This is a genomic window from Streptomyces sp. Ac-502 (assembly GCF_045222935.1).
Classification (GTDB): domain Bacteria; phylum Actinomycetota; class Actinomycetes; order Streptomycetales; family Streptomycetaceae; genus Streptomyces; species Streptomyces monomycini.
In genome coordinates, this window is the sequence record NZ_JBHFFO010000001.1 from 4,561,850 (window position 1) to 4,587,034 (window position 25,185).

Below are 25,185 nucleotides of genomic sequence, written 5' to 3' on the forward strand. Positions count from 1 at the left end.
AGCACGCGGAACCGGGCCGGCGGCCTGTCGCACACCCCCGTGCCGCCCCTACTTGGCGGTGAACCGTTCCGGCGCCTCCGTCGGCCCGCCGCCCGCCGGCAGCTTCAGCTTCGGGCACCCGCCGAGCACCTGGGTCATCGCGTCCTTCTCCCCCTGCGTCACCCACAGCCCGTACTTCTTCTTCACCGCCACCTGGTGCGCCACGTAGTCGCAGCGGTACGCCTTGTTGGCGGGCAGCCACGTCGCCGCGTCCCCGTCGCCCTTCTGGCGGTTGGCGGAGGAGTCGGCGGCGATCAGGTTCAGCGGGTCGTTGGCGAGCGCGACGCGCTTGCGGCCCGGCCACTGCTGCGCGCCCTTCTGCCACGCGTCCGACAGCGCCACGAGGTGGTCTATGTCCACCTTGCTGCGCCCGCGCTCGTACTGGACCGCCTGGCCGGTGTACGGGTCCTTCTTCAGCGTCCCGGAGGCGACCTTGCAGTGGCCGTCGGTGAACCGCACCTCCGTCAGGTCCCGCTTGAGGATGTCGTCGCGCGTGCCGCAGTGGTTGCCGTCCGTGTCGGCCCAGGCCGTGCCGAAGCGCGCGCGAGTGTAACCGGTCTTGGGGGCGCGGCCCTTGACGGTGAGCGTGCCGACGGCGTGCAGCGCGGTGCCGCCCGCGGCGGGAACGGACGACACCGTACCGCCGTCTTCTCCCGTACCGCCCCCTTTGCCGCCGCCGGGTGTGCAGCCGGTGAGGGCGAGCAGCGCGGCCAGCCCGGCCGCGGCGACGGCGCCGCCGCGGCGGGTGCTGGGCAGGGTCCTGACGCGGGGCGACGATACGGTCCGTATCCGGTACAAGAGGGACATCCCATCTCAAAGCAGGCGACAATACCGGCCGGTTCAACGGCCTCGGATATCTTTTCGGAAGTTGAGAGTAAGGACGCCCATGGACACGGCCGCAGCAACCGCGACCAGCGGCAGGACGACGCCCGTGCCCGTCACCGGGAGCGGATACGCACCGGTCCCCGGCGGCCTCCGCGCCCGGACCGCCGCCCTGCGCGGCCCGCGCCTGCTCCCCTACTGGACCGCCGCGGCCTTCTTCGTCCTCTTCGCCACGGTCTCCGTCCTGCGCTTCCGCTCGATGGCGACGTCCTCCTGGGACCTCGGCATATTCGAGCAGGCCGTACGGGCCTACGCGCACCTGCGGGCCCCCGTCGCCGACCTCAAGGGCCCCGGCACCAACATCCTCGGCGACCACTTCAGCCCCGCCCTGGCCCTGCTCGCCCCGCTCTACCGGATCTTCCCCAGCGCCCAGACGCTGCTGTTCGCGCAGGCCTTCCTCTTCGCGCTCTCGGCCGTGCCGGTGACCCGGATCGCCGTCCGCCACCTGGGGCAGGGCCGCGGCCTGGCCGTCGGCGTCGCGTACGGACTGTCCTGGGGCCTGCAGAAGGCCGTCGACTTCGACTTCCACGAGATCGCCTTCGCCGTACCGCTGATCGCCTTCGCGCTGGAAGCGGTGCTGCGCGGCCGCTGGACCGCGGCGGTGTGCTGGGCGGCGCCGCTCGTGCTGGTCAAGGAGGACCTGGGGGTGACCGCCGCCGTCATCGGCGCGCTGATCCTCGTCCGCGCGCGGCGCGCCGTGCCGCTCGCCGTCGCACTCGTCGCCTTCGGCCTCGCGGCCACCGCCGTCACCCTCGGCGTGATCATCCCCGGCTTCAACGGCTCCGGCTCGTACGACTACTGGAACAAGCTCAGCGGCGACGGCGGCCCGGCCCCCGCATCCCGGCGGACACCGCCGTCCGCACCCTGCTCTGGCTCCTGCTGCCCACCACCGGCCTGCTCGCGCTGCGCTCGCCCCTGCTGCTGGCCGCGCTGCCCACCCTCGGCTGGCGGTTCCTCTCCCACGAACCGCACTACTGGGGCATCGACTGGCACTACAACGCCGTCCTGATGCCGGTGGTCTTCCTCGCCCTGGCCGACGCCCTGCCGCGCACGCTGATCTCCGCGCGCCCCTGGCTCCGCGCCTACGCCCACCACCTGCCCGCCGCCGTACTGGCCGCCGCGCTGGCCCTGACCACCACCCTCCCGCTCGCCCGCCTCACCGAGGCCGGCACCTACCGCAAACCACCGTCCGCGACGGCCGCCGAACGCCTGCTGGAACGTATCCCCGACGGCGCCACGGTCGAGGCCGACATACGGCCCATCTCCCGCCTGACCGACCGCACCCGGGTCTTCTGGACAGGGGACACCCGAGGCATCGACCCCGACTACGTCGCCGTGGAACTGCACGACGGCCGCAAGCCCGCACAGGCCCTGGAGGACACCCGCAAGCGCCACCCCAAGGCCGTGTACGGCGTCCTCGGCGCCGCCGGCGGCGTCGCGGTGATGCAGCGGACAGGCCGGCTCTGACTCCGTACGGTGGCCCGATGACCACCGGCCCGTCCCGCACCCGTACCGACGTCGTCGTCCTGAACGGCGGCTCCAGCTCCGGCACTTCCACCCTGATCCGGCAGCTCCAGGAGATCCTGCCCCGTCCCTGGCTGACGTTCGGCGTCGACTCCTTCATCGAGGCCCTGCCACCCTCGCTCGTCATACCGGAGGCGTCCGAGACCGCACCGGGCCTCGGCCTCGCCCCCGACGGCAGCATCACCGTCGGCCCGGTCTTCCGCGCCCTCCAGAACGACTGGCAGGAAGGCGTCGCCGCCATCGCCCGCACGGGCACCGGCGTCCTCCTGGACGAGGTCCTCCTCGGCGGCGCCGAAGGCCAGGAACGCTGGCGCCGCACACTGAAGGGCCTGTCGGTGCTGTGGGTCGGCGTGCGCTGCGCCCCGGAGACGGCCGCCGCCCGCGAAGCCGCGCGCGGCGACCGGATCACCGGCATGGCGGCGTCCCAGGCCGAACCGGTCCACCGGGGCGTCATCTACGACATCGAGGTCGACACCGGGGTCACCGATCCCCTCACCTGCGCACGGCGGATCGCCGCGTACGTGGTGTGAGGGCGGGCGGCGGACCGGCTCCGCTCACCGCCGGTACGAGCGCCCGGCGGGCACGGCTCACTGCCAGTGCGGACGCCCGCTCTGCATCTCGCAGGACAGCGTCGCACCGTGGGCGTCCTTCGTGGTCAGCCCCAGATGGGCCTTCTTGCAGAACTGGCCGCGGCGGTAGTGGTTGCCGGACGGCGCGAGAATCACGTCACCGGACGCGTCACTACCGGAACCACCGGAATCCGAACCCGAACCCGAACCCGATCCGGAGCCGCCGGAGGACGAGCCACCGGAGCCGGACCCACCGGAACCGGAGTCCGAACCCCCGCCGGCCCGGTGCGTCTTACGCGTCGGCGCGGGCGGCTCGGCGGCCTCGGGAGTCGGCGTGGGCGCGGCGGCCGACGGCGTGGCACTGGGGCTCGGGCTCTCGGTCGGCGACGCGGACGGCGAAGGCGTGGCGGAGGCCGAGGCGGAGGCCGTCGCGGACGGGCTCGCCGCGCCGCCCTTGTCCGTACCGCCGTCCGGTGTGCACCCGGAGAGGGCGACCAGGGCCGCAGTGATCAGGGAGGCGGCGGACAGGGCGGCGCGGCGGGGTCTTATCACGGTGGGAACATCCCGTTCTCTGAGGTCGGCTGGCCCCGTGAGACGCACGGGGCAGCCCGACCATAGAGCGATATCTCCTACCGGTCACCGCCAAGGTGCCTGAATCGGGCGGAAGGCAGCACAAAGGCTGCTGAGGGGAAGTTCTCAGAGCCTCTCGGAGGGCGTGCCGGTTGACGGTACGGGCTGGAGGCGTGGGTCCGGGACGGCCAGGGTGAGGCCCTGACGGTCCTCAGGCGCCACGTGGTTCCCGACGGACCTTCCGGGCTTGATGATCTGCCAGCCGTCGGCCCGGGCGATGCGCCGCGCGGCCTCCGGTCCGCATCCGCGGCAGTGCTGGACAGGGACGGTGAACGCGATGCCGGCGTGCTTCCCGTGCTCCGCGCTGATGTGCCTCATCAGGTACTTGAGGCACGCCCGCAGCGGATACCCGACCTGGAGACCCGGCGGGTACGACACCTTCGCCGTTTCCGCACGCAGCTGAGGCAGCGGAACCGCCCCGGGCGGTTCCGCCCCGGCGTCTCCGGCGGCCCGGCCTGCTTCCCCGGCCGGGCCGCCGGGATCGTCAGGACCCCAGGATCGACGTCAAGAACTCGCCGACCCAGGCCAGCAGGTCCCGTCCGACCAGCGGCTTTCCGCCGATCTTGCCGGTGGACGGGCGGGGGACCAGGGCCTGGCGGGTGGCGGGCTTGAGGACCGTGCGCGGGTAGAGGCGCTTGAGGCGCAGTTCCTGGGACTCGCGGAGTTCGACGGGGCCGAAGCGGACGTTGGAGCCCTGGAGCGTGATGTCCGTGACGCCGCAGGAACGGGCGAGCATCCGCAGGCCGGCGACCAGGAGGAGGTTCTCGACCGGCTCGGGGAGCTTGCCGTAGCGGTCGGTCAGCTCCTCGCGGACGGCCGTGATGTCCTCCTCCGAGGACGCCGCGGCGATCGCGCGGTACGCCTGGAGGCGCAGCCGCTCGCCGGGGGCGTAGTCGTGCGGGACGTGCGCGTCCACCGGCAGCTCGATCTTGACCTCCAGCGGCGGCTCCTCCTCCACGCCGCCCTCCAGGGACGCCCGGTAGTCGGCGACGGCCTCGCCGACCATGCGGACGTACAGGTCGAAGCCGACGCCGGCGATGTGGCCGGACTGTTCGCCGCCGAGGAGGTTGCCCGCGCCGCGGATCTCCAGGTCCTTCATCGCGACGTACATGCCCGCGCCCATCTCCGTGTGCTGGGCGATGGTGGCCAGGCGTTCGTGCGCGGTCTCCGTCAGGGGCTTCTCGGGCGGGTAGAGGAAGTACGCGTAACCGCGGTCGCGGCCACGGCCGACGCGGCCGCGCAGCTGGTGCAGCTGGGACAGGCCGAAGTTGTCGCCGCGCTCGACGATCAGGGTGTTGGCGTTGGAGATGTCGATGCCGGACTCGACGATCGTGGTGGAGACCAGCACGTCGAACTTCTTCTCCCAGAAGTCCACCACGACCTGTTCGAGCTGGTTCTCGCCCATCTGGCCGTGCGCGGTCTGGATGCGGGCCTCCGGCACGATCTCGCGGAGCCTGGCCGCCGCCCGGTCGATGGACTCGACGCGGTTGTGGATGTAGAAGACCTGGCCCTCGCGCAGCAGTTCACGCCGGATGGCCGCGCCGATCTGCTTCTCCTCGTACGGCCCGACGAAGGTCAGGACCGGGTGCCGCTCCTCCGGCGGGGTGGTGATCGTGGACATCTCGCGGATGCCGGTCACCGCCATTTCGAGCGTACGGGGAATGGGCGTGGCGGACATCGTCAGCACGTCCACGTTGGCGCGCAGCTTCTTCAATTGCTCCTTGTGCTCGACGCCGAAACGCTGCTCCTCGTCCACGATGACCAGGCCCAGGTCCTTGAACCTGGTCTCGGAGGAGAACAGCCGGTGGGTGCCGATGACCAGGTCGACCGAGCCGTCCTTGAGCCCTTCGAGGGTGGCCTTGGCCTCGGTGTCCGTCTGGAAGCGGCTGAGCGCCTTGACGACGACCGGGAACTGGCCGTACCGCTCGGTGAACGTACCGAAGTGCTGCTGCACCAGCAGCGTCGTCGGCACCAGCACCGCGACCTGCTTGCCGTCCTGGATGGCCTTGAACGCCGCCCGCACCGCGATCTCGGTCTTGCCGTAACCGACGTCGCCGCAGACCAGCCGGTCCATCGGGACGGACTTCTGCATGTCCTCCTTGACCTCGGCGATCGTGGTGAGCTGGTCGGGCGTCTCCGCGTACGGGAACGCGTCCTCCAGTTCGCGCTGCCAAGGCGTGTCCGGGCCGAAGGTGTAGCCGGGCGCCGCCATCCGCGCCGAGTACAGCTTGATCAGGTCGGCGGCGATCTCCTTGACGGCCTTCTTCGCGCGCGCCTTGGTCTTCGTCCAGTCGGCGCCGCCCAGACGGTGCAGCGTCGGCGCCTCACCGCCCACGTACTTGGTGACCTGCTCCAGCTGGTCGGTGGGGATGTACAGGCGGTCGCCGGGCTGGCCGCGCTTGGCCGGCGCGTACTCCACCAGCAGGTACTCGCGGGTGGCGCCCTGGACCGTGCGCTGCACCATCTCGATGTACCGGCCGACGCCGTGCTGCTCGTGGACGATGAAGTCGCCCGCCTGGAGGGTCAGCGGGTCGATGGTCTTACGGCGGCGGGCCGGCATCCGGCCCAGCTCCTTGCTCGCCGACTTCTGGCCGGTCAGGTCCGTCTCGGTCAGCACCGCCAGCTTCAGGCCCGGGTCGATGAAGCCGTTGTCGAGGCAGCCGCACGAGACGTGCACGACCGACGGGGACAGCTCGCCCAGCTCCGGGTCGAGGCGGGCCGCGATGTTCTCGTCGCCCAGCACCTCGACCGTACGGGCGGCCGGGCCGTGCCCCTCGGTGATGAACACCGTCCGCCAGCCGTCCGCGATCCAGCGCTTGGTGTCGGCCAGCGCCCGCTGGGTGTCGCCGCGGTACGTCTCCGGGGCGTGCATCCCCAGCTTGAGGGTGTCCTCGTCCAGCTCCTCGTCGGCGGCGAACGGGCTGACCGTCCACCACATCATGCCCAGTTCGCGGGCCCGGTCCCGGACGTCGGCGATGCCCCAGAGGGAGGCGGCACCGACGTCGATCGGGGCCTCTCCGCCGCCCGCGCTCGCCGCCCACGACGCCTGGAGGAACTCCTGCGAGGTGGCCACCAGGTCGGCGGCACGCGTCCGTACCCGCTCCGGGTCGCACACCACCGTCATGCTGCCCGCCGGCAGCACGTCCAGCAGCAGCTCCATGTCGTCCACCAGCACCGGGGCCAGCGACTCCATGCCCTCGACGGCGATCCCCTCGGCGATCTTGCCCAGCAGCTCGCCCAGCTCCGGATGCCGCTCCGCGAGGTCCGCGGCCCGCGCCCGCACCTGGGCCGTCAGCAGCAGCTCACGGCACGGCGGCGCCCACAGCCCGTGCTCCGCCACCTCCAGGGACCGCTGGTCGGCGACCTTGAAGTAGCGGATCTCCTCGACGTCGTCGCCCCAGAACTCGATCCGCAGCGGGTGTTCCTCGGTCGGCGGGAACACGTCCAGGATGCCGCCGCGCACCGCGAACTCGCCGCGCTTCTCGACCAGTTCCACCCGCGCGTACGCGGCGGCCGCCAGCCCGTCCACGACCTCTTCCAGGTCCGCCGTCTGCCCGGTGCGCAGCGCCACGGGCTCCAGGTTGCCCAGGCCCTTGACCTGCGGCTGGAGCACGGAGCGTACGGGTGCGACGACCACCTGGACCGGGCCCGCGGTCGGGTCGTCCTGGCTGGGGTGGGCGAGACGGCGCAGTACCGCGAGGCGGCGGCCGACGGTGTCCGAGCGCGGCGAGAGCCGTTCGTGCGGCAGCGTCTCCCAGGACGGGTACTCCACCACCGCGTTCTCCTCGCCGGCCGGCATCAGCGAGCGCAGCGCGGCGGCCAGGTCCTCGGCCTCCCGGCCGGTGGCGGTCACCGCCAGGACCGTACGGGAGCTGCGGCGCGCGAGGGCGGCGATGGAGAACGGGCGGGCGGCGGGCGGGCCGACCAGGTCCACCTGGGGACGGTTGCCGTCCGCCGCGGCCCGCACGGCTTCGGCGAGCGCCGGGTCCTGGGCGACGGCGTCGAGCAGACCAGTCAGGCTCATGAGTATGGCTTTTCCGTCCCGGTGAGGCGAACAACGCGAGCAGCCCGGCACGTGCGACGGGCCGGGTTTCCCCAAGAGTACGACTCCCTGCTGACACCCGCGTTCCACTCGCCCCGGCAACCCGCCCGACCCGGACGCGGGATGCCGTTCCGGTGGCGGCGCCCGCGTGGAAGGGTGTCGCGTACACGCAAAAGCCGAGGGGGGCACGTGAGTCAGGACAGCAGGAGCGGCCACCGCACGAGGGGCCGGACGGAAGCGGAAGGGGCGGCGGGGACGGTGAGCAGCACCACCGGTCGGGATGTGGGGGCCGGCGGGGGCGCGGGAGCCGGGACGGACGCGGGAGCGGGGACGGGCCCGGGAGCCGGGACGGGCGCGGGAGCCGATCGGAGTACGGAGGCCGGGCGGGGCGGTGAAGCCGGGCGGGGCGGTGGGGTTCCGCCGTCCGGGGCGGGCGCCGGGGCCGGGGCGGGCGCGGCGGCCGGGGCGGCCGCACCCGTACCCCCGATACCCCGGCCCCCCGCCGGGCGCGGCCGTGTCGTGGCCGCCCTGATGCTCTGCATGGCGCTCGCCGCGCTCGATTCGACGATCATCGCGACCGCCGTCCCGCAGATCGTCGGCGACCTCGGCGGATTCGCCGTGTTCTCCTGGCTCTTCTCGGGCTATCTGCTCGCCGTCACCGTCACCCTGCCCGTCTACGGCAAGCTCTCCGACACCTTCGGCCGCAAGCCCATCCTGATCACCGGTGTGATCATCTTCCTGGCCGGGTCGCTGCTGTGCGCGGCCGCCTGGAACATGGCCTCCCTCATCGCCTTCCGCGTCCTGCAAGGACTGGGTGGCGGCGCCCTCCAGGGCACCGTCCAGACCATCGCCGCCGACCTCTACCCGATGAAGGAACGGCCCAAGATCCAGGCCAGGCTGTCCACCGTCTGGGCGACCTCCTCGGTCGCCGGTCCCGCCCTCGGCGGCCTGCTCGCCGCCTACGCCGACTGGCGCTGGATCTTCCTGGTCAACCTGCCGGTGGGCGCCCTCGCGCTCTGGCTCGTCGTCCGGCACTTCCGCGAATCACTGCCCGCGCGGGACCGCACCCGGCGCCCCCGGGTCGACTGGCCCGGCGCGCTCGCCATCTTCGCCTGCGGCGGCCTGCTGCTGACCGCCCTCGTCCAGGGCGGCGTCGCCTGGCCCTGGCTCTCCGTGCCCTCGCTGCTGTTCTTCGCGGGCAGCGCGCTCTGCGGCGCCGCCACCGTCCTCATCGAACGCCGCGCCGCCGAACCGATCATCCCGGGCTGGGTCTGGCGCCGCCGGACGATCTCGGCCGTCAACCTGGCGCTCGGCTCGGGCGGCCTGCTCATGGTCGCGCCGACCGTCTTCCTGCCCACCTACGCCCAGGCCGTACTGGGCCTGGGCCCGATCGCGGCCGGATTCGTACTCTCCACCATGACCCTGAGCTGGCCGGTGTCCGCCGCACTGAGCAGCCACGTCTACAACCGCGTCGGCATCCGCAACTGCTCCATGATCGGCATCGGCGCCGCCACGCTCGTCCTGCTCACCTTCCTGCTGCTCCCCTACCCCGGTGCCGCCTGGCAGCCCGCGCTGCTCATGTTCGCGCTCGGCGCCGCCCTCGGGATCTTCCAGCTGCCGCTGATCATCGGGGTGCAGTCCTCGGTCGGCTTCGAGGAGCGCGGTACCGCGACCGCCTCGATCCTCTTCTGCCGCCAGGTCGGCCAGTGCGTCGGCGCCGCCCTCTTCGGCGCCGTCGCCAACGCCACCCTCAACGGCCGGCTGGCCACCGCGCCCACGGACATCCGGCCGGGCCTGCCCGACGACCTGGACTCCGTCTCGCACGCCCTGGCCAGCGCCGGCGCGCTCACCGAGCAGGCCGCCGACTACCTGCGGCGCGCCGTGGACGTCACCGTCGAGCACGTCTACCTCGGTGCCGCGGCCGCCGCCGGTCTCGCCTTCCTGATCCTGCTGTTGCTCGCGCCGCGCCGCTTCCCGCTCCACGGGGAGCCGGGGAGCGGGCCGGGAGACACGTCCGGGGACGGGGCCGGGAGCGGTGTCGGAGCCGGGGCCGGGACCGAAAACGGCGTCGGGGGCGGAGCCGGGGCCGGTACGGGCAGTACAGCCGGTACGAGCGGTACGGGTGGAGAGGAGCAGCCGGCGGCCGGGTCCGCAAGCGGCGGCTGACGGCGCTACGGAGCCCGGCGGGGAAGGGGCGCGCGCCGCTCGGCGCCCGCCGCCCTCCCCGCCGGGTTCGCGGCCCGTATCACTGCTGCCCTTCGGGCAGCCGCGGCAGCTTCGTCTCCAGGGTGTCCTCGTTGTCGGGGTCCACCGGCGCCCGTGTGTCGGCGGGCTCCCCGGCCGCGGTCGCACCCGTACCGGTCACCGCGGCCTCCTGCGCACGAACGGACCCGTCGCTCCCGACGGAGCCATCAGCCTCTCCGGCGTCCCCGGCCTCGTCGGCCACGTCGGCCTCGCCCGTGCCACCGGCCTTCTCCAGCAGCACCGTGCCGCCCTGCGCGTTCGTCGTGGCCCCCGCGCCCGCGACGTCCCCGGCGCCCTCGGCCGCCGCGCCGCCCGCGGGCTCGTCCTCCTCGGGGGCCTTGCCCGTCAGGGCGGCCAGCGTGTTGCGGACGTGCGTCATGTGCTCGCGCACCTTCTCGCGCCGCTCCGTGTGCTCACGCAGTATCCGGTCGGTGGCCCGCTCGATCCGCTCGACCTCGACCCTGGCCTGCGCCAGCAGGTCGGATGCGCGCGCCTCGGCGTCCTCGTCGCGGTGCCGCGCCGCCTCCTCGGCCTCCGTAAGGAAGCGCTCCGCCTCGGCGACCTTGGCCCGGCCCAGCTCCTCCAGCTCCGCCACCCGCAGTTCGAGGTCGGCCTCCTGCGCCGCCAGGTCGCGGCCGGCCGCCTCCCACTCCTCGGTCTGCTCCTGCTCCTGCTCGCGCAGCATCCCGGTGGTGCGCTGCTCCATCTCGTGCAGCGCGTCCTGGGCGGCGGTCCGCCACTGCCCGGCGTCCTTGACGGCCGCGGCCTCGATGGCGTCCGCCTCGGCCCACGCCGCCTCGACCGTGCGGCGCGCCTGGTCCTCGGTCTCGTCCCGCAGCTCCTGCGCGGCCCGGTCCGCGGCCTCCTGGATCTGCCGCGCGTACGCCTCGGCCTCCTCGCGCGCCCGCTCGGCCGCCTCCTCGGCGTCCTTGCGCAGCCGCGCCGCCTCGGCCTCCGCCGTCGTCAGGATCAGCCGCGCCTGGTCGCCCAGCGACTCGTACGTCTGCGGCGGCAGCTGCCGGACGTACTCCTGCAGCTCCGCCAGCTCGGCCGTCATCTCGTTGGCGAGGACCGTCAGCCGTGCCGCGCGCTCCCAGCAGGAGTCACGGTCGACCGAGAGCCCTTCCACCCGGCGGTCGACATCCTCGGGACGGTAGCCACGTCCTCGTACGATCTCGAACCCGTGAGGCGAAACCGATGCACTCATCCCTCAAGCCCCTCTCCGATGTGCGGCGCACTCGCGCGCACATCTTTCTGGATCGATTCGAAGCGACCGTTACGCGACACTCCGCCCCTTTCCATCGTCCAAGGATGCGTCAATTGCTGCTAGAAGTCGGAATCGGGACATCTTCGCGGAGCGCCTGGAAGAGCCGCCGCGCTCCCTGCTCGTCCCACTCCACCACATCACCGAGACCGCCCAGGTTCACCCCGGGGTTCGCCACCGGAACGGTGGTCGCCGCACCCGCCCCGTCCGCGATCTTCTTCATCGACCAGCCCAGGCGTGCCAGGTCCGGCACGCCCGCCGCCCGGTCCACCGTCAGCGCCGACAGCGCCGCGTCCAGCGCCGGGACCAGCGCGAACGGATTGAGCAGCACCTTGGCCCCGAGCATCTTGTCGCCGAGCGCGCCGATCAGCTGCCGCTGCCGCCTGACCCGGCCCAGGTCGCCTTCCGGATCCGTATACCGCGCCCGTACGTACGCAAGTGCCCGCACTCCGTCCATCTCCTGGCAACCCGCCCGGAAGTCGGCACCCGACTTCTCATCCTTGAGCGGTTTGTCCAGGCACATCCGTACCCCGCCGAGCGCGTCCACCACCTTCACGAAGCCGAGGAAATCCACCTCGGCGTAGCGTTCGATCCGCAGCCCCGTCGCCTGCTCCACGGTGCGCGTCAACAGCTTCGGTCCGCCCTCGGCGAACGCCACGTTCACCTTGTTCCGGCCGTGCCCCGGCACCGCCACATAGCTGTCCCGCGGCAGACTCACCAGATAGGGGCCGCTGTCCCCGTGGTGCAGCACCATGATCGTGTCGGTGTTCAGGCCCTCGTCGTTGCCGACGTGCAGCCGCTCACGCTGCTCCGGCGTCAGGCTCTCCCGGCTGTCCGAACCGACCAGCAGCCAGTTCGTGCCCTTGCCCGGCGACGGCCTGCCGGAGTAGCCGGCGACGGCGTCGGTACGGCGCACCTGGCCGCCCGCCCAGACGTACAGCGCCACCCCGCCCGCCACCGCCAGCACCACCAGAACCAGCAGCACCAGCGCGATCCGCTTCGGCCAGGACAGCCGGCGCCGCCGCCCCTCCGGACGGCGGCCCCCGCGGCCCCCGCGCCCGGACCCGGACCCACGTCCGTGCCCGGCCCGGTACAGCGTCGACGTACCCTCCGGCGACGGAGGCTGCGGCGACCACGACGGCTGACCCATATACGAAGGATCATGGTGACCCGCCCGCCCCGCAGGTCGAGCGCCGCCGGAGGCGGCACGGGCGGCCCACCGGCAACCGGCGCGTCGCCCGCCCCCGCGGCCGCGCCCTACAGCAACCCGTCCCACATCTGTTCGAGCAGCACCGACCACCACGTCTCCGGCGACCCCAGCGCCGGCGCGTCCAACGCCACCAGCTGCGCCTGGAAGTCCACCGTCCAACGCCCCGCCTGCTCCGGCGTCAGCCCGTACCGCAGCCGCCACATCCGCCCCAGCATCGCCAGACAGCGCACGAACTCCGGCAGCCCGCTGTTCACGAACTGCGGCACCGCCGGCAGCCCGCCCGGCCCCTGCGCACCGCCGTCCAGCGGCACCGCCACGATGTGCGCCGTCCCGTACTGCACACACAGCTGACGGCCGAAGTCGTTCCCCATCACCAGGTACGACCCCGCGTCGGCAGCCGGCCGCACCCCGCGCTCCGCCGCCAGCTCCGCCAGCGTCGGCACCGGACGCCCCGGCTGCGCCTGCGCCCAGAAGAACGGCCCGAAGTCCACCGGCAGCCCGGCCCACACCAGCGTCTGCGCCACCACCTCCGGCACCCCGTGCCGGGAGACCGCCCGCTGATCGAACCGGAAGATCCCCTGCGGACCGAACGCCTGCTCCAGCTCCTGCCCGAACACCTGCGGCGGCACCGGCGGCACCGCCTGCACCTGGGACGGGTGCGGCAACGGCGCCCGCACCGGCGCGGGCCGCGCCGGACCGTCCGCCACCTGGTGCAACTCGCCCTGGTGCTCCACGAGGTGGCGCACCCCTGCTGCCGCGAGGCGTGCTCCGTCCCGTACGCCGCGGTGTGACTGATCCGCACCTGCGGCCAGGTCTCACGGACCATCCGCGCGCAGTACCCGCCCGGCACGTCGCACGACTCCAGCTCCGTGTGCAGCTCCAGCACCTGCTGCGGCGGGACGTTCATCCCGCGCAGCTCGTGCAGCAACTGCCACTCCGGATGCGGGGTGCCCGGCGCGGAACGCCGCACGATCTTCTGCTCCGAACCGTCCGGAGCGCGGTAGCTCAGGACGGCCATGTAACCGGGGCCGACGGTCGGCTGCCCGGACGGCGGCGCCTGCGGATAGCCGTACGAGCCGGAGGCGGGCGGCTGCGCGGCGGACGGCGGCACCCCGGGCGGCTGCGCGGCCGGACCGGGGGCCACCGGGCCGGATGCGGGCGGGCCGGGGGCGGCCGGAGCGGGTGCGGCCGGAGCGGGTGCGGGCGGGCCCGGGACGCCGGGCGGCGGCATCCCCGGGCCGCCGAGGGCTCCCGCGCCGTCGGCCAGCATCGTCGCGGCGGCGTGCACACCGCCGCCGGGGCCGGGCGTACCGCTGGGGCCGGGCGTACCGCCAGGACCGGTCGTACTGCCGGGACCGGTCGAGGGCGGCGCGGACGGTGGCGCGGACGGTGGCGGGGGCGGGCCGCCCGCAGCGCCGGACGGGGCCTGATCACCGGGCGTACCGGATGTACCGGGCGCACCCGGCGTACCGGAAGCCTTCGGCCCGCCGGGCGGACCCGGCGGCACGCCAGGAGGCGCCGGAGGCGGCGGCACACCGGGACCGGCGGAGCCACCAGCACCGCCCGGGCCCCCGGACCACCCGACCCGGCCGCGTCGGACGGCAGCGCGGCGCCACCGGCCAGCATCGTCGCGGCCGCGTGCACACCACCGGCACCAGGGCCGGCGCCAGGACCGGCCGACGGCGGAGCAGGCGGCCCCTGCTCCCCTTCCGGCGCGGCCGGCTCCGGTCCGTCCACCGCGCTCAGATCCACCTGATCGGCGTCGAGCTGCGACACGAGCTGCGTCGGGACGTACCCGCCCGCCGGAGCGGCGGCGGAGGGCGCCGACGCGTCCGTACCACCGTCCGGCGCGCCCGGCCCTTCGGCAGCACCGGCCCCCGCCGCGTACACGGGAGGCGGCGGCACATCGGCGATCGGCGGCCCGGACGGCGGCGGCAGCTCCGCCAGCCCCGCCGCGTGCGGCCCGGTCCCGTCCGGCCCCGGCGGAGGCGACGACGGCATCGGCGGCGCCACCGGCCCGCCGGCCCCCGCCTCCTCGACCGCCGGCGCCATCATCGTCCGCGGCAATCGGCTGCCGCCCGCGATCAGTTCCGTCCTGGCCTCGGCCCCCGCGCCCGCCGGCGGCGTGTCCTCGTCGTCGAACCCGGCCAGCGGCGGCGCGAAGACCGTCGCGGGCAGCCCCACCGAACGGTCGTCGGCGTCCTCGTCCGCCCGGACGTCCGTCCCCGCCCACGGCGTCACGACGGCCGGCTCGTCCCGTACGGAAGCGCTCTGACCCGGCACCGGTACGGAAGCAGCCTGATCCGATACGGACACGGAAGCATCCTGTTCCGGCACAGAAGGAACATCCACCGGTACGGAAGGGGCATCCGCCGGTACGGAAGGAGCCCCCGCGGACGCGGCCGGCTCCCCCGCGGGCACCACCAGCCCCGCCCCCGACGTCCGCCGGTCCGCCGCCTCCTGCAACCACTCCGGCGGCGTCAGCAGGAACGACGTCGCCTCCAGATCGATCCGCTGCGGCGGCGCCTCCGCCACCACGGCGTCCGCCACCGCGCCGTACTCCTCCTCGTACCGCCGGATCACCTCACCCACCGGCAACCCCGGCCACAGCGTCGTCTCCCCGCTGTCCCGCGCGATCACCAGCCGGGCCCGGCCGCCCTCCGTCGCCGGACCGCCCGCGCGGTCCTCCGCCCAGGCCACGAACCCCAGATCGAACTCCCGCACCCGCACCTCACGCTGGAACGGACCCGACACGTCCTCGTTGACCCAGCGCTCCGCGCGCTCCTGCGCCTGCGCGAACGTCACCACCGCGCCTCACCCCTCCACCGGAACGACACGCGCGAAGCCGCCGTCCACCATCAGACCCGCCACCGTCTCCAGCTCCGGCGGACTCCCCGCCAGCTCCCGCAGAAAATCGTCGAAATCCGCCCCGCACGGCAACAGAAGCCGCTCCACCCGCTCCCGCACCGGCCACCCGTCCCGGTCCCGCGCGTCGTCGTACGCGCAGAACCACACCGAACCCGGCGCCGCACCCCGCACCTGCACCGCTATCACCCCGCCCTGCACGAACCCCACGCCCAGGTAGTCCTTGGTGAAGTGATCGCGCAGACACTTGTTGACGTACACCAGATCGTTCAGCGCGGCCTCGTCCCGCACCGTGAAGAACGGCTGGTCCACCAGCAGCCCCAGATCCGCGTACAGCCCCACCCCCACCGGCGCACACCCGCCCGCCGCCTTCAGGAACGAACGATAGGCACCCGGCAGCCGGTACCCCAGCGCCTCCTCCGCCTGCCGCACCTGCTCCTCCGTCACCGACAGCTCCCGGTGCGGCAACCCGAAATGCACCGGCCGCGTGTCCTGCAACGGCCGCGTCCCCCGCTTCCCGTGGTCCACCGCCGCCGTCGCAAGCCCCCCGTGATGCCGCAACAGCGCCTTCACCTCGACCGGCACCAGCTCCATCCGCCGCGAACCCGCCACGTGATGCCACGTCCAGCCGTGCGGCGTCGCCACCGCCGGCACGTCCTCCCACAGCTCGTGCCCCCACGCGTGCAACGCCACGTTCGCCGACACATAGTCCGTCAGCCGCAACTCGTCCACGCCGAAACCCTCCGGCGGCTCCGCGATCTCCGCCGCCGCCCGCGCGTACGACGAGAAATCCGGGAACCCCGACCCGTCCACCGGCACACCCCGCGGATACCGCGCCGCACGCACCGGATCCGGAAAATGCACGACCTGCCCGGCATAGGCCGTGTTCGGTGGCGCGGCGTGGCCCGCGACCTGAGGGCCGGGAGGTGCCCCCAGCCCGTGCCGACCTGACGTCATGGCGGTGCTCCCTGGCTGAATCCGGCTACTGGGCACAGCCTATGCCGTACCGCAACCCGCCCTCCCGCGCACGTCAACCGGCCTCCCCCGGCCCCGCCCCAACCGCCGTCGGCACACCGCCACTTCACCGCGCGCCCCCACCTCGCAACCACCCGCCGCCCCCGACCCCCTCACCACCGGAACACCCCGGAACCCGGCCCCCCACCCGGCCCCGCACCCGGACACAACCGTGACATCACCGACAGCACACCCGACTTCCCCAACACCCACCACATTTGGCAGGCTGACCCTCCCCCTACCCTTGCGGGGGACCTCCGGCGTCCCGGGGATTCGGGGAGGGAAAAGCACTGACCATGCGCACCACGGCACACCACAACACCGCCACCGCGGGAGACCCCCGCGTCGGCTGGAGCGGCACCGCCGACGACGACCGTCCGCCTGCCCTCCGCCACCGCCGCGACGGCATCCTCCCCACCGTCGGCGCCGCCCTCTCCGTACGCGGACGCACCCTCACCTGCACCGCGAGCAAGGCCGAACAACCCCCCGTGCTCCACCACCTCGTCCAGGACTTCCTCGACACCCTCGCCACCGCCCAGCGCGAACGCTTCACCGGCCGCTGCCCCGAAGCCGTCCTGCTCAGCCGCCACCTCACCGCCGTCGAGGCCAACCGCGGCAAACGCGCCTCCCGCAAACCCCTCACCAACGGCGAGGCCCGCCGCTCCCTGAAACACTCCAAAATCACCGCCCGGCACATCCGCGAGGACGGCGACCCCCTGCACGGCAGCTACGCTCCCCCTGTCGCTCCTGCGACGCCCTCCTCGCCTTCTTCGGCGTCATGCCCATCGGTACGCACGCAGGGAGCTGACCCGCACCATGCCCCCCACCGCACCGTCCGCGGACTCCACCGCCCCGGTCTCCGCCGCGCCCGTCGCCCCGGTCTACGACTCCTACGACCGGACCTCGGCCACCCGCTTCCCCGTCGCCGTCGACGCCGCCCTCCAGGACGCCGGCTGGCGCACCGGACGCTGGGACATACAGCAGGCCGAACACTGGGCCGACGCCCTGCGCGCCCACACCTCCCCCGCCGGGCACCGCCACACCGTCTTCCCCGCCGCCGTCGAGGCCTGGGCCGAATTCGGCGGCCTGGACATCACCCCCACCGGCCCCGGACGCCACCTCGCCCCCACCCCCTTCACCCTCGACCCCCTGCACGGCCTCCACCTCGCCCGCACCCTCGGCGACCTCGGCCGCGCCCTGGAGACCGACGTCGCACCCCTCGGACAGGAAGCCGGCGGCCAGGCCGTCCTCGCCATCGACACCGAAGGCCGCGTCTACAGCCTCGACCACACCGGCGACTGGTACCTCGGCCCCCACATCGACCAGGCCCTCAACACCCTCGTCCTCGGCATCCGCCCCACCCGGCTCAGCCAGGCCACGGCACGGGAGAGCTGAACGGGGCCACGCTTCCCGCCCTCGGAGCCGGCCCCCACCGCTCTCCTCCCACTCCTTACCGCCCCTTACCTCCCCGTACGCCCCCTACCGCCCCGGCAGCACCGCCGACACCCGGAAGCCACCCGCCTCCGTGGGCCCCGACACGAACACCCCACCCAGCCCGGTCACCCGCTCCCGCATACCGACCAGGCCGTTCCCCCCACTCGGCAACCCCACGTCCGCCGCACCCCGCTCCGACGGACCGTTCTCCACCTGCACCGCCACCTCACCCTCACGATGCGCCAACCGCACCCGGGCCCGCGCACCCGGCGCGTGCTTGTGCACATTCGTCAGCGCCTCCTGCACCACCCGGTACACCGTCTGCTCCACCCCCGGCGGATAACCACCCTCCGCGGCCACACCGTCCACCGACAGCTCCACCGCCATCCCGGCAGCCCGCGACTGCCCCACCAGATCCCCCAGCTCCGCCAGCGACGGCCCCTCCCCCTCCGGCTCCGCCGTCACCACCGCCGCACCACCACGCACCGCACCACCACCGGACCCCGACCCGGCCTCCGCCACCCGGCCCGGCCTCTCCGCACCCTCCGACCACGAACCGCCGGCACCCGCGGCCTCCCCCGCCGCCTTCGTCTTCGCCTTCGACGCCACCGCCACCAACCGCTCCGGCTCGTCCGACACCGGCGCCGACGAACGCCCCGACGCCCCCTCCGCCGTCCGCAGCACCCCCAGCATCTCCCGCAACTCCGTCAACGCCTGCCGCCCCATGTCCCCCACCAGCGCCGCGTTCCGCGACGCCTTCTCCGGATCCTTCAACGCCACCGCCTGCAACGCCGCCGCATGCACCACCATCAGACTCACCCGGTGCGCCACCACGTCGTGCATCTCCCGCGCGATCCGCGTCCGCTCCTCGTTGCGCGCCCACTCCGCCCGCTCCTCGGCCCGGTCCGCCAGCAGCGACAACTCCCGCTCCAGCCCGTCCGCCCGCTCCCGCAGACTCTCCACCAGCCGGCGCCGCGCACCGACGTACAACCCCCACAACACCGGCGGAGCCGTCACCACCAGCGCCACCACCGCCGCCATCACCAGCACGAACCATGACGGCGGGTTGAAGTCCGGCTCACCCCCACGTCCTGCCGGATGGTGAAGAAACCGGAGACCAGCGTCCCGGCCACCGCCATCCCCGCCAGCAGCCCGATCACCCGCCGCGGCGCGTCCGAGACCGCCAGCGAATACAGACCGATCATGCCCAGCAGCACGCCCATCTGCGCCGGCGTCACCGCCACCGACACCAGCACCACGGCCACCGGCCACCGGCGCCGCAGCAGCAGCACCGGCCCCACGACCAGCCCGAGCAGCAGCCCGGCCCACGCCGGCAGCCCCGTGTCACCCGCGAAGTCCAGACCCTCCACCACGGTCTCGACGGTCGACACGACGGCCAACGACACGTCGAGCACCACACTCCGCCGCCGCGGCCACCACCACGGCCCGGCGGGCGCGTCCCGCGCACCCGTAGCTTCGATTGCCCCCGTTGCGGTCATACCGACCAGCCTACGGGCGGCTGCGAGCGATTTTCCGTCGAGCGCTCTGCACGCGAGTGCACCGTTACGGACCAGTACTTTCCTGTTTTCCCTCGAACTATTGAATCGCCCACATTTTCGACCCGTCTGTACACCGCCCGGCCTGAAGCTGACCCCATGCACCACCACACACGGCCGGACTTCGAGTCCCTGCGCGACCAGGCGGTCACCCTCCGCCGCGACGGCCTGAGCCGCCGCCAGATCCGCGACCGCTTACACATCCACAACAACGACATCCTCAACCGCCTCCTCGAAGGCGAACCACCTCCCGACTGGACCCGCCGCCCGAACGCGAAGGACGACCTGCGGGCGAGGGCGCGGGAGCTGCGCACGCAAGGCATGACGTACGACGAGATCCAGGTCGAGCTGGGCTGCTCGAAGAGTTCGATCTCCCTGTGGGTCCGCGACCTGCCCAAACCGCCGCCTCGGCGGTCGGCCGCTGAGCAGGCGAAACTCGCGAACCGTAAGCGCTGGGAGCACGAGCTGGCGGTGCGGGACAGGGAACGGCAGCAGACCAGGGCCTCGGCCATGGCGGAGATCGGCACGCTCTGCGACCGCGAACTGATGCTGGTGGGCGTCGGGCTCTACTGGTCCGAGGGGGCGAAGAGCAAGCCGTACCGCATGTCCGAGACCGTCACCTTCATCAACAGTGACCCGACCATGATCCACGTCTATCTGGCCTGGCTGGCCCTGCTGGGCGTCGACCCCGGCCGGCTGCGCTTCCGAGTGATGATCCACGAGTCCGCCGACGTGGCCGCGTCCGAGCGCTACTGGGCCGACCTGGTGGGCGTCGACGTCGCGGCCTTCGGCAAGACGACGCTGAAGAAGCACAACCCGAAGACCGTCCGCAAGAATGTCGGCGAGGACTACCACGGCTGTCTGGTCGTCCGCGTCCTGCAAGGTACGGAGCTGTACCGTCGCATCGAAGGCTGGTGGCAAGGCATCACGGCCGCCGCCCGGGGGCCCCAGGACCGGCAGACTCTCAGGTAGGGTCTGAAGCAGTGATCCGCCGTGGGGTAGCGGCATCCCGCAGGCCTTTGGAGCCTTGAGACGCTGGTTCGAATCCAGCCGGCGGAGCCACTGTTCGGGTCCTGACCTCCAGGTCGGGACCCGCCCGCGTTTCGGCCGCAAACCGCACCGGTATCCTTCGGGTGTCCACCACCCGAAGAAGCCGAAGGGCATCCCCGTGAGCGCCAACCGCCCGGCCGCCGTCGTCGTTCTCGCAGCGGGTGAGGGCACCCGCATGAAGTCGTCGACCCCCAAGGTTCTGCACGCGATCTGCGGTCGCTCCCTCGTGGGGCACGTCGTCGCCGCCTCCCGTGAGCTGGACCCCGAGCACCTCGTGGTGGTCGTGGGTCACGCCCGTGAGCAGGTCGGCGGGCATCTCGCCGAGATCGACCCGGATGTGCGCACCGCTGTCCAGCACGAGCAGAACGGCACCGGTCACGCCGTCCGCATGGGCCTGGAGGAGCTGGGCAACGGTGGTGTCACCCTCGACGGCACGGTGATCGTCGTGTGCGGCGACACCCCGCTGCTGACCGGCGAGACCCTGAAGAAGCTCGGTGACACGCACGCGGCGGACGGCAACGCCGTCACGGTGCTGTCGGCGGAGGTGCCGGACTCGACCGGGTACGGCCGGATCGTGCGGGACGAGAACACCGGCGCGGTGACGGAGATCGTCGAGCACAAGGACGCCACGGACGCGCAGCGCGCGATCCGGGAGATCAACTCCGGGGTGTTCGCGTTCGACGCGCAGCTGCTGACGGACGCGCTGGGCAAGGTGCGGACGGACAACAGCCAGGGTGAGGAGTACCTCACGGACGTGCTGGGGATTCTGCGCGAGGCCGGGCACCGGGTCGGTGCGGCGGTGGCGGACGATCACCGGGAGATCCTGGGCATCAACAACCGCGTGCAGCTCGCGGAGGCGCGGCGCCTGCTCAACGAGCGGCTGCTGACGCGGGCGATGCTGGCCGGTGTGACGGTCGTGGATCCGGCGACGACGTGGGTGGACGTGTCGGTGACGTTCGAGGCGGACGCGACGGTGCACCCGGGTACGCAGCTGCTGGGCGGTACGCATGTCGCGGCGCACGCGGAGGTGGGTCCGGACGCGCGGCTGAAGGACACGTCGGTGGGTGAGGGCGCGAAGGTGTCGTTCACGGTCGCGGACAGTGCGAAGGTCGGTCCGGGGGCGAGTGTGGGTCCGTACGCGTACCTGCGTCCGGGTACGGACCTGGGGCCGAAGTCGAAGGCCGGCGCGTACGTGGAGATGAAGAACTCGAAGATCGGTGAGGGCACGAAGGTGCCGCACCTGTCGTACGTGGGTGACGCGACGATCGGTGAGTTCACCAACATCGGTGCGGCGAGCGTGTTCGTGAACTACGACGGCGAGGCGAAGCACCACACGACGATCGGTTCGCACTGCCGGACCGGCTCGGACAACATGTTTGTGGCTCCTGTCACGGTCGGGGACGGTGCGTACACCGCTGCCGGCTCGGTCATCACCAAGGATGTGCCCCCGGGTTCGCTGGCGGTCGCGCGCGGCCAGCAGCGGAATATCGAGGGTTGGGTCGCGCGTAAGCGTCCCGGAAGCGCCGCCGCGCAGGCTGCGTCTGCTGCTGGCCAGGAGTCCGACGGCGAGCAGTGATCGTGCTCGGGTGCGCCGTGCGGGGCGTACCGTGATAAGTGCACGCAAACAGGATCTGAGGAGATTTGCTGTGACCGGGATCAAGACGACCGGCGAGAAGAAGCTGATGCTCTTCTCCGGCCGCGCCCACCCCGAGCTGGCTGAGGAGGTCGCCCACCAGCTGGGTGTCGGGCTGGTCCCGACCAAGGCGTTCGACTTCGCCAACGGAGAGATCTACGTCCGTTACCAGGAGTCGGCGCGTGGTGCGGACTGCTTCTTGATGCAGAGCCACACGGCTCCCATCAATAAGTGGATCATGGAACAGTTGATCATGATCGATGCGCTGAAGCGGGCCTCGGCCCGGAGCATCACCGTGGTCATCCCGTCGTACGGGTACGCCCGTCAGGACAAGAAGCACCGCGGCCGCGAGCCGATCTCGGCCCGCCTGATCGCGGATCTGCTGAAGTGCGCGGGCGCCGACCGGATCGTCACGGTCGACCTGCACACCGACCAGATCCAGGGCTTCTTCGACGGCCCGGTGGACCACCTGTTCGCGCTGCCGGTCCTCGCGGACTACGTGGGCGCCAAGGTGGACCGCGAGAAGCTGACGGTGGTCTCGCCGGACGCGGGCCGGGTGCGGGTCGCGGACCGCTGGTGCGACCGGCTGGACGCGCCGCTGGCGATCGTGCACAAGCGCCGGGACAAGGACGTGGCGAACCAGGTCACCGTCCACGAGGTCGTCGGCGACGTGAAGGACCGGGTCTGCGTCCTGGTCGACGACATGATCGACACCGGTGGCACGATCTGCGCCGCGGCGGACGCGCTGTTCGCGAACGGCGCGGCGGACGTCATCGTGACGGCCACGCACGGCATCCTGTCCGGTCCGGCGGCGGACCGGCTGAAGAACTCCAAGGTCAGCGAGTTCGTCTTCACCAACACCCTGCCCACCCCGTCCGAGCTGGAGCTGGACAAGATCACGGTGCTGTCGATGGCGCCGACGATCGCGCGGGCGATCCGTGAGGTGTTCGAGGACGGCTCGGTGACCAGCCTCTTCGAGGAGCAGTGAGCCGGATTCCGTAGCCCGCGGGGCTCACGGAGATCGACTTTGGGGGCGGCCTCCCCGCCGGGTAGACTCATGGAGTTGCTCGGCGAGGGAGGCCGCACTTTTCTGTGGTGCGGCGGTCCGTTATCGACGCGCTCTTCGTAGCAGGTCTGTCGTGGGCCGGGTGACGCCCCACAGATCCGTCCGGTCGTCCGTCGACCGTGCCGACTACGAGGAGTGCCGCCATGGCTGAGGTCAAGCTCGACGCCAAGATCCGTACCGACTTCGGTAAGGGTGCCGCCCGCCGTTCGCGCCGCGAGGACATGGTCCCCGCGGTGATCTACGGCCACGGTGCCGAGCCGAAGCACGTCGCCATCCACAACCACGCGCTGATGATGGCGCTGAAGAACTCGAACGCGCTGATCCGCCTGGACGTGGAGGGCGAGAGCTTCCTGGTCATCCCCAAGGCCGTGCAGCGTGAGGCCATCCGTGGCTTCCTGGTCCACGTGGACTTCCTGGCCGTCCGCAAGGGCGAGAAGGTCACCGTCGAGATCCCGATCCACGTCGAGGGCGACCTGGCGCCGGGTGCCAACCTGCTGGAGCACCTGCTGAACACCCTGCCGCTGGAGGCCGAGGCTACCCACATCCCGGAGTCGGTGACCGTCTCCGTGGCGGGCCTGGACGCCGGTGACTCGGTGCACGCCAAGGACATCACCCTGCCGACCGGTTCGACGCTGGCCATCGACGAGGAGACCGTGGTGCTCCAGGTCGTCGCGGCGCAGGCCGAGGCGCCGGCGGCGGGCGAGGGCGACGAGTCCGCCGAGGGCTGATCGCTCCCGTAACGCGCGTTACTGTCAACCGCTGCCCCGCACCCAGTGCGCGGGGCGGCGGTTGAGCCGTTTCAGGGTGGGTCGCTGCAAGGAGACATGAGGATGACGACGGACGCCGAGGGCCCCTGGCTGATCGCGGGGCTGGGCAACCCGGGCCCGGAGTACGCGGCCAACCGCCACAACGTGGGGTTCATGGTGGCGGATCTGCTCGCGGAGCGGATGCGGGGGCGTTTCAAGGCGCACAAGGCGCGGGCGCAGGTCGTGGAGGGCCGGATCGGTCCGCCGGGGCCGGGGAGCCCGCGGGTGGTGGTGGCCAAGCCGATGACGTACATGAATCTGTCGGGTGGTCCGGTGACGGCATTGCGGGACTTCTACAAGGTTCCGGTGGCGAACATCGTCGCGGTGCACGACGAGCTGGACATCGATTACGGGGCGCTGCGGCTGAAGCTGGGCGGCGGTGACAACGGGCACAACGGGCTGAAGTCGATGACGAAGTCGCTGGGGCCGGATTATCACCGGGTGCGGTTCGGTATCGGCCGTCCTCCGGGGCGGATGCAGGTGGCGGACTTCGTGCTGAAGGACTTCTCCGGTGCGGAGCGCAAGGAGCTGGACTACTTCGTGGACCGGGCGGCGGACGCGGTGGAGGGGCTGGTGCTGGACGGTCTGGAGCGGGCGCAGAGTACGTACAACTCCTGAACGGGCCGGCGTTCCGGGGCGCACGGGCCGGTGTCCCAGGTGGCACGGCTCGGCGTTCCAGGTGGCACGGCTCGGCGTTCCAGGTGGCACGGCTCGGCGTCCCAGGTTGACCGCGCGCAGTCATATGGCCAAGGATCGCCGCCATGCCCAAGAGCCGCCCGAGCAGCAAGAAGCGCAGCCGCCCCGTCAAACGCAGCCGTACCCGCCGGATGGGGAGAGCGCGTACGGGCTGCTGCTCGTCGCCCGTATGGGGCTGATGGGGGCGCTGGCGCTGCTGTTGCTGGTGGCGGGTGTCTGGACGTCGTGGAACACGGCGCAGTACGCGATGCTCGTGGAGGCGCGGGAGCGCGGGACGATGACGGTGACGGCCTGCCATGAGGACCGGTGTACGGGTCCGTATCTGCCGTTGGAGGGCAGCCGGCGCCGGACGCAGGTGTCGATAGCCGCCGCGGCCGCTCCGGACAAGGGTGAGCAGGTCGAGGTGACGGTGCAGCCGGGTACGGACCGGGCGGTACGCATCGGTGCGGGCGGCGTTCTGCACGCGTGGGTGCCGTTCGCGGGATCGTTGCTGCTGGCGGCTCTGGTGGTGGCGGGCGGGATGAAGCTGCGGCGTACGGCGTGGGTGATGGGGCTGATGGGGACGGTGTTGCTGGGAGCGACGTTCGCGGCGCTGTAGGGCGGGACGTCCGGGCGGGGCGTCCGTGCGGGGTTTCCGTACTCCGATACGACCGTTGGCCAG

Annotated in this window: 16 protein-coding genes, 1 tRNA gene and 4 pseudogenes; 12 read left to right on the top strand and 9 right to left on the bottom strand. The window is 72.5% G+C overall.

The window, feature by feature from the left end; all coding sequences use genetic code 11:
- Positions 1-48 precede the first annotated feature (48 nt).
- Positions 49-846 carry an HNH endonuclease family protein gene (locus tag ACEXOX_RS20420; RefSeq protein WP_406522351.1) on the bottom strand — a complete coding sequence of 266 codons (798 nt, stop codon included), beginning with the start codon at positions 844-846 and terminating at the stop codon, positions 49-51.
- Between the two features lie 79 nt (positions 847-925).
- Between ACEXOX_RS20420 and ACEXOX_RS20425 the strand changes: the two are divergent.
- Both ACEXOX_RS20425 and ACEXOX_RS20430 read left to right on the top strand, forming a co-directional pair.
- Positions 926-2,388 (top strand): annotated as a pseudogene (locus ACEXOX_RS20425) (DUF2079 domain-containing protein).
- Positions 2,389-2,405: 17 nt separating this feature from the next.
- Positions 2,406-2,975, top strand: a complete 570-nt coding sequence (locus tag ACEXOX_RS20430; protein WP_406522353.1) for a chloramphenicol phosphotransferase CPT family protein — start codon at positions 2,406-2,408, stop codon at positions 2,973-2,975.
- A gap of 57 nt (positions 2,976-3,032) precedes the next feature.
- Here the strand turns inward: ACEXOX_RS20430 and ACEXOX_RS20435 are convergent, their stop codons facing one another.
- The 3 genes from ACEXOX_RS20435 to mfd all read right to left on the bottom strand — a co-directional run bounded on the left by ACEXOX_RS20435 (position 3,033) and on the right by mfd (position 7,668).
- Positions 3,033-3,566 carry a hypothetical protein gene (locus ACEXOX_RS20435; protein WP_406522355.1) on the bottom strand — a complete coding sequence of 178 codons (534 nt, stop codon included), beginning with the start codon at positions 3,564-3,566 and terminating at the stop codon, positions 3,033-3,035.
- 144 nt (positions 3,567-3,710) lie between these two features.
- Positions 3,711-4,022, bottom strand: a complete 312-nt coding sequence (locus ACEXOX_RS20440; protein ID WP_406522356.1) for a hypothetical protein — start codon at positions 4,020-4,022, stop codon at positions 3,711-3,713.
- A gap of 106 nt (positions 4,023-4,128) precedes the next feature.
- Positions 4,129-7,668, bottom strand: coding sequence for a transcription-repair coupling factor (gene mfd / locus ACEXOX_RS20445; RefSeq protein WP_406522358.1), 3,540 nt, complete (start codon positions 7,666-7,668; stop codon positions 4,129-4,131).
- A 549-nt stretch (positions 7,669-8,217) separates the two neighbouring features.
- Between mfd and ACEXOX_RS20450 the strand changes: the two genes are divergently transcribed.
- A complete protein-coding gene (locus ACEXOX_RS20450; RefSeq protein WP_406526408.1) occupies positions 8,218-9,852 on the top strand; it encodes an MFS transporter in 1,635 nt (544 codons plus the stop codon).
- A gap of 79 nt (positions 9,853-9,931) precedes the next feature.
- Here the strand turns inward: ACEXOX_RS20450 and ACEXOX_RS20455 are convergent, their stop codons facing one another.
- The 4 genes and pseudogenes from ACEXOX_RS20455 to ACEXOX_RS20470 all read right to left on the bottom strand — a co-directional run bounded on the left by ACEXOX_RS20455 (position 9,932) and on the right by ACEXOX_RS20470 (position 16,226).
- Positions 9,932-11,059 (bottom strand): cellulose-binding protein, encoded by a 1,128-nt coding sequence (locus tag ACEXOX_RS20455; protein WP_406522360.1) that lies wholly within the window; start codon positions 11,057-11,059, stop codon positions 9,932-9,934.
- Positions 11,060-11,246: 187 nt separating this feature from the next.
- Positions 11,247-12,182 (bottom strand): LCP family protein, encoded by a 936-nt coding sequence (locus ACEXOX_RS20460; RefSeq protein WP_406526409.1) that lies wholly within the window; start codon positions 12,180-12,182, stop codon positions 11,247-11,249.
- 269 nt (positions 12,183-12,451) lie between these two features.
- Positions 12,452-15,212: pseudogene (locus ACEXOX_RS20465) on the bottom strand (SUKH-4 family immunity protein).
- A 6-nt stretch (positions 15,213-15,218) separates the two neighbouring features.
- A complete protein-coding gene (locus ACEXOX_RS20470; RefSeq protein ID WP_406522362.1) occupies positions 15,219-16,226 on the bottom strand; it encodes an SMI1/KNR4 family protein in 1,008 nt (335 codons plus the stop codon).
- Positions 16,227-16,579: 353 nt separating this feature from the next.
- On the opposite strand from ACEXOX_RS20470, the pseudogene ACEXOX_RS20475 reads away from it, so the two are divergent.
- A pseudogene (locus tag ACEXOX_RS20475) lies at positions 16,580-17,091 on the top strand (YwqJ-related putative deaminase).
- Between the two features lie 8 nt (positions 17,092-17,099).
- Positions 17,100-17,678 carry an SUKH-3 domain-containing protein gene (locus ACEXOX_RS20480; RefSeq protein WP_406522363.1) on the top strand — a complete coding sequence of 193 codons (579 nt, stop codon included), beginning with the start codon at positions 17,100-17,102 and terminating at the stop codon, positions 17,676-17,678.
- An 84-nt stretch (positions 17,679-17,762) separates the two neighbouring features.
- On the opposite strand, the pseudogene ACEXOX_RS20485 reads toward ACEXOX_RS20480, so the two are convergent.
- A pseudogene (locus ACEXOX_RS20485) lies at positions 17,763-19,216 on the bottom strand (sensor histidine kinase).
- A gap of 156 nt (positions 19,217-19,372) precedes the next feature.
- On the opposite strand from ACEXOX_RS20485, the gene ACEXOX_RS20490 reads away from it, so the two are divergent.
- The 7 genes from ACEXOX_RS20490 to ACEXOX_RS20520 all read left to right on the top strand — a co-directional run bounded on the left by ACEXOX_RS20490 (position 19,373) and on the right by ACEXOX_RS20520 (position 25,122).
- The gene (locus tag ACEXOX_RS20490) at positions 19,373-20,245 is read left to right on the top strand and encodes a hypothetical protein (protein WP_406522365.1); all 873 of its coding nucleotides are present in this window, start codon (positions 19,373-19,375) and stop codon (positions 20,243-20,245) included.
- Between the two features lie 15 nt (positions 20,246-20,260).
- Positions 20,261-20,335: transfer RNA gene (locus tag ACEXOX_RS20495), tRNA-Gln, on the top strand.
- Between the two features lie 106 nt (positions 20,336-20,441).
- Positions 20,442-21,899 (top strand): bifunctional UDP-N-acetylglucosamine diphosphorylase/glucosamine-1-phosphate N-acetyltransferase GlmU, encoded by a 1,458-nt coding sequence (gene glmU / locus ACEXOX_RS20500; RefSeq protein WP_406522367.1) that lies wholly within the window; start codon positions 20,442-20,444, stop codon positions 21,897-21,899.
- A 70-nt stretch (positions 21,900-21,969) separates the two neighbouring features.
- On the top strand, positions 21,970-22,944 hold the full coding sequence (locus ACEXOX_RS20505; RefSeq protein ID WP_003984389.1) for a ribose-phosphate diphosphokinase: 975 nt from the start codon (positions 21,970-21,972) through the stop codon (positions 22,942-22,944).
- 221 nt (positions 22,945-23,165) lie between these two features.
- Positions 23,166-23,750, top strand: coding sequence for a 50S ribosomal protein L25/general stress protein Ctc (locus tag ACEXOX_RS20510; protein ID WP_406522369.1), 585 nt, complete (start codon positions 23,166-23,168; stop codon positions 23,748-23,750).
- 102 nt (positions 23,751-23,852) lie between these two features.
- Positions 23,853-24,446 (top strand): aminoacyl-tRNA hydrolase, encoded by a 594-nt coding sequence (gene pth / locus ACEXOX_RS20515; RefSeq protein WP_406522371.1) that lies wholly within the window; start codon positions 23,853-23,855, stop codon positions 24,444-24,446.
- Between the two features lie 124 nt (positions 24,447-24,570).
- Entirely contained in the window at positions 24,571-25,122 is a 552-nt protein-coding gene (locus tag ACEXOX_RS20520) for a hypothetical protein (RefSeq protein WP_406522373.1), read from the top strand.
- Positions 25,123-25,185 lie beyond the last annotated feature (63 nt).

Bases quoted from the DNA above. Each gene is read 5' to 3' on its own strand.
- pth (WP_406522371.1), top strand. From the start codon at position 23,853: ATGACGACGGACGCCGAGGGCCCCTGGCTGATCGCGGGGCTGGGCAAC.
- mfd (WP_406522358.1), bottom strand. From the start codon at position 7,668: ATGAGCCTGACTGGTCTGCTCGACGCCGTCGCCCAGGACCCGGCGCTC.
- ACEXOX_RS20490 (WP_406522365.1), top strand. From the start codon at position 19,373: ATGCACCACCACACACGGCCGGACTTCGAGTCCCTGCGCGACCAGGCG.
- ACEXOX_RS20480 (WP_406522363.1), top strand. From the start codon at position 17,100: ATGCCCCCCACCGCACCGTCCGCGGACTCCACCGCCCCGGTCTCCGCC.
- ACEXOX_RS20510 (WP_406522369.1), top strand. From the start codon at position 23,166: ATGGCTGAGGTCAAGCTCGACGCCAAGATCCGTACCGACTTCGGTAAG.
- ACEXOX_RS20470 (WP_406522362.1), bottom strand. From the start codon at position 16,226: ATGACGTCAGGTCGGCACGGGCTGGGGGCACCTCCCGGCCCTCAGGTC.
- ACEXOX_RS20420 (WP_406522351.1), bottom strand. From the start codon at position 846: ATGTCCCTCTTGTACCGGATACGGACCGTATCGTCGCCCCGCGTCAGG.
- ACEXOX_RS20520 (WP_406522373.1), top strand. From the start codon at position 24,571: ATGGCCAAGGATCGCCGCCATGCCCAAGAGCCGCCCGAGCAGCAAGAA.
- ACEXOX_RS20430 (WP_406522353.1), top strand. From the start codon at position 2,406: ATGACCACCGGCCCGTCCCGCACCCGTACCGACGTCGTCGTCCTGAAC.
- ACEXOX_RS20450 (WP_406526408.1), top strand. From the start codon at position 8,218: ATGCTCTGCATGGCGCTCGCCGCGCTCGATTCGACGATCATCGCGACC.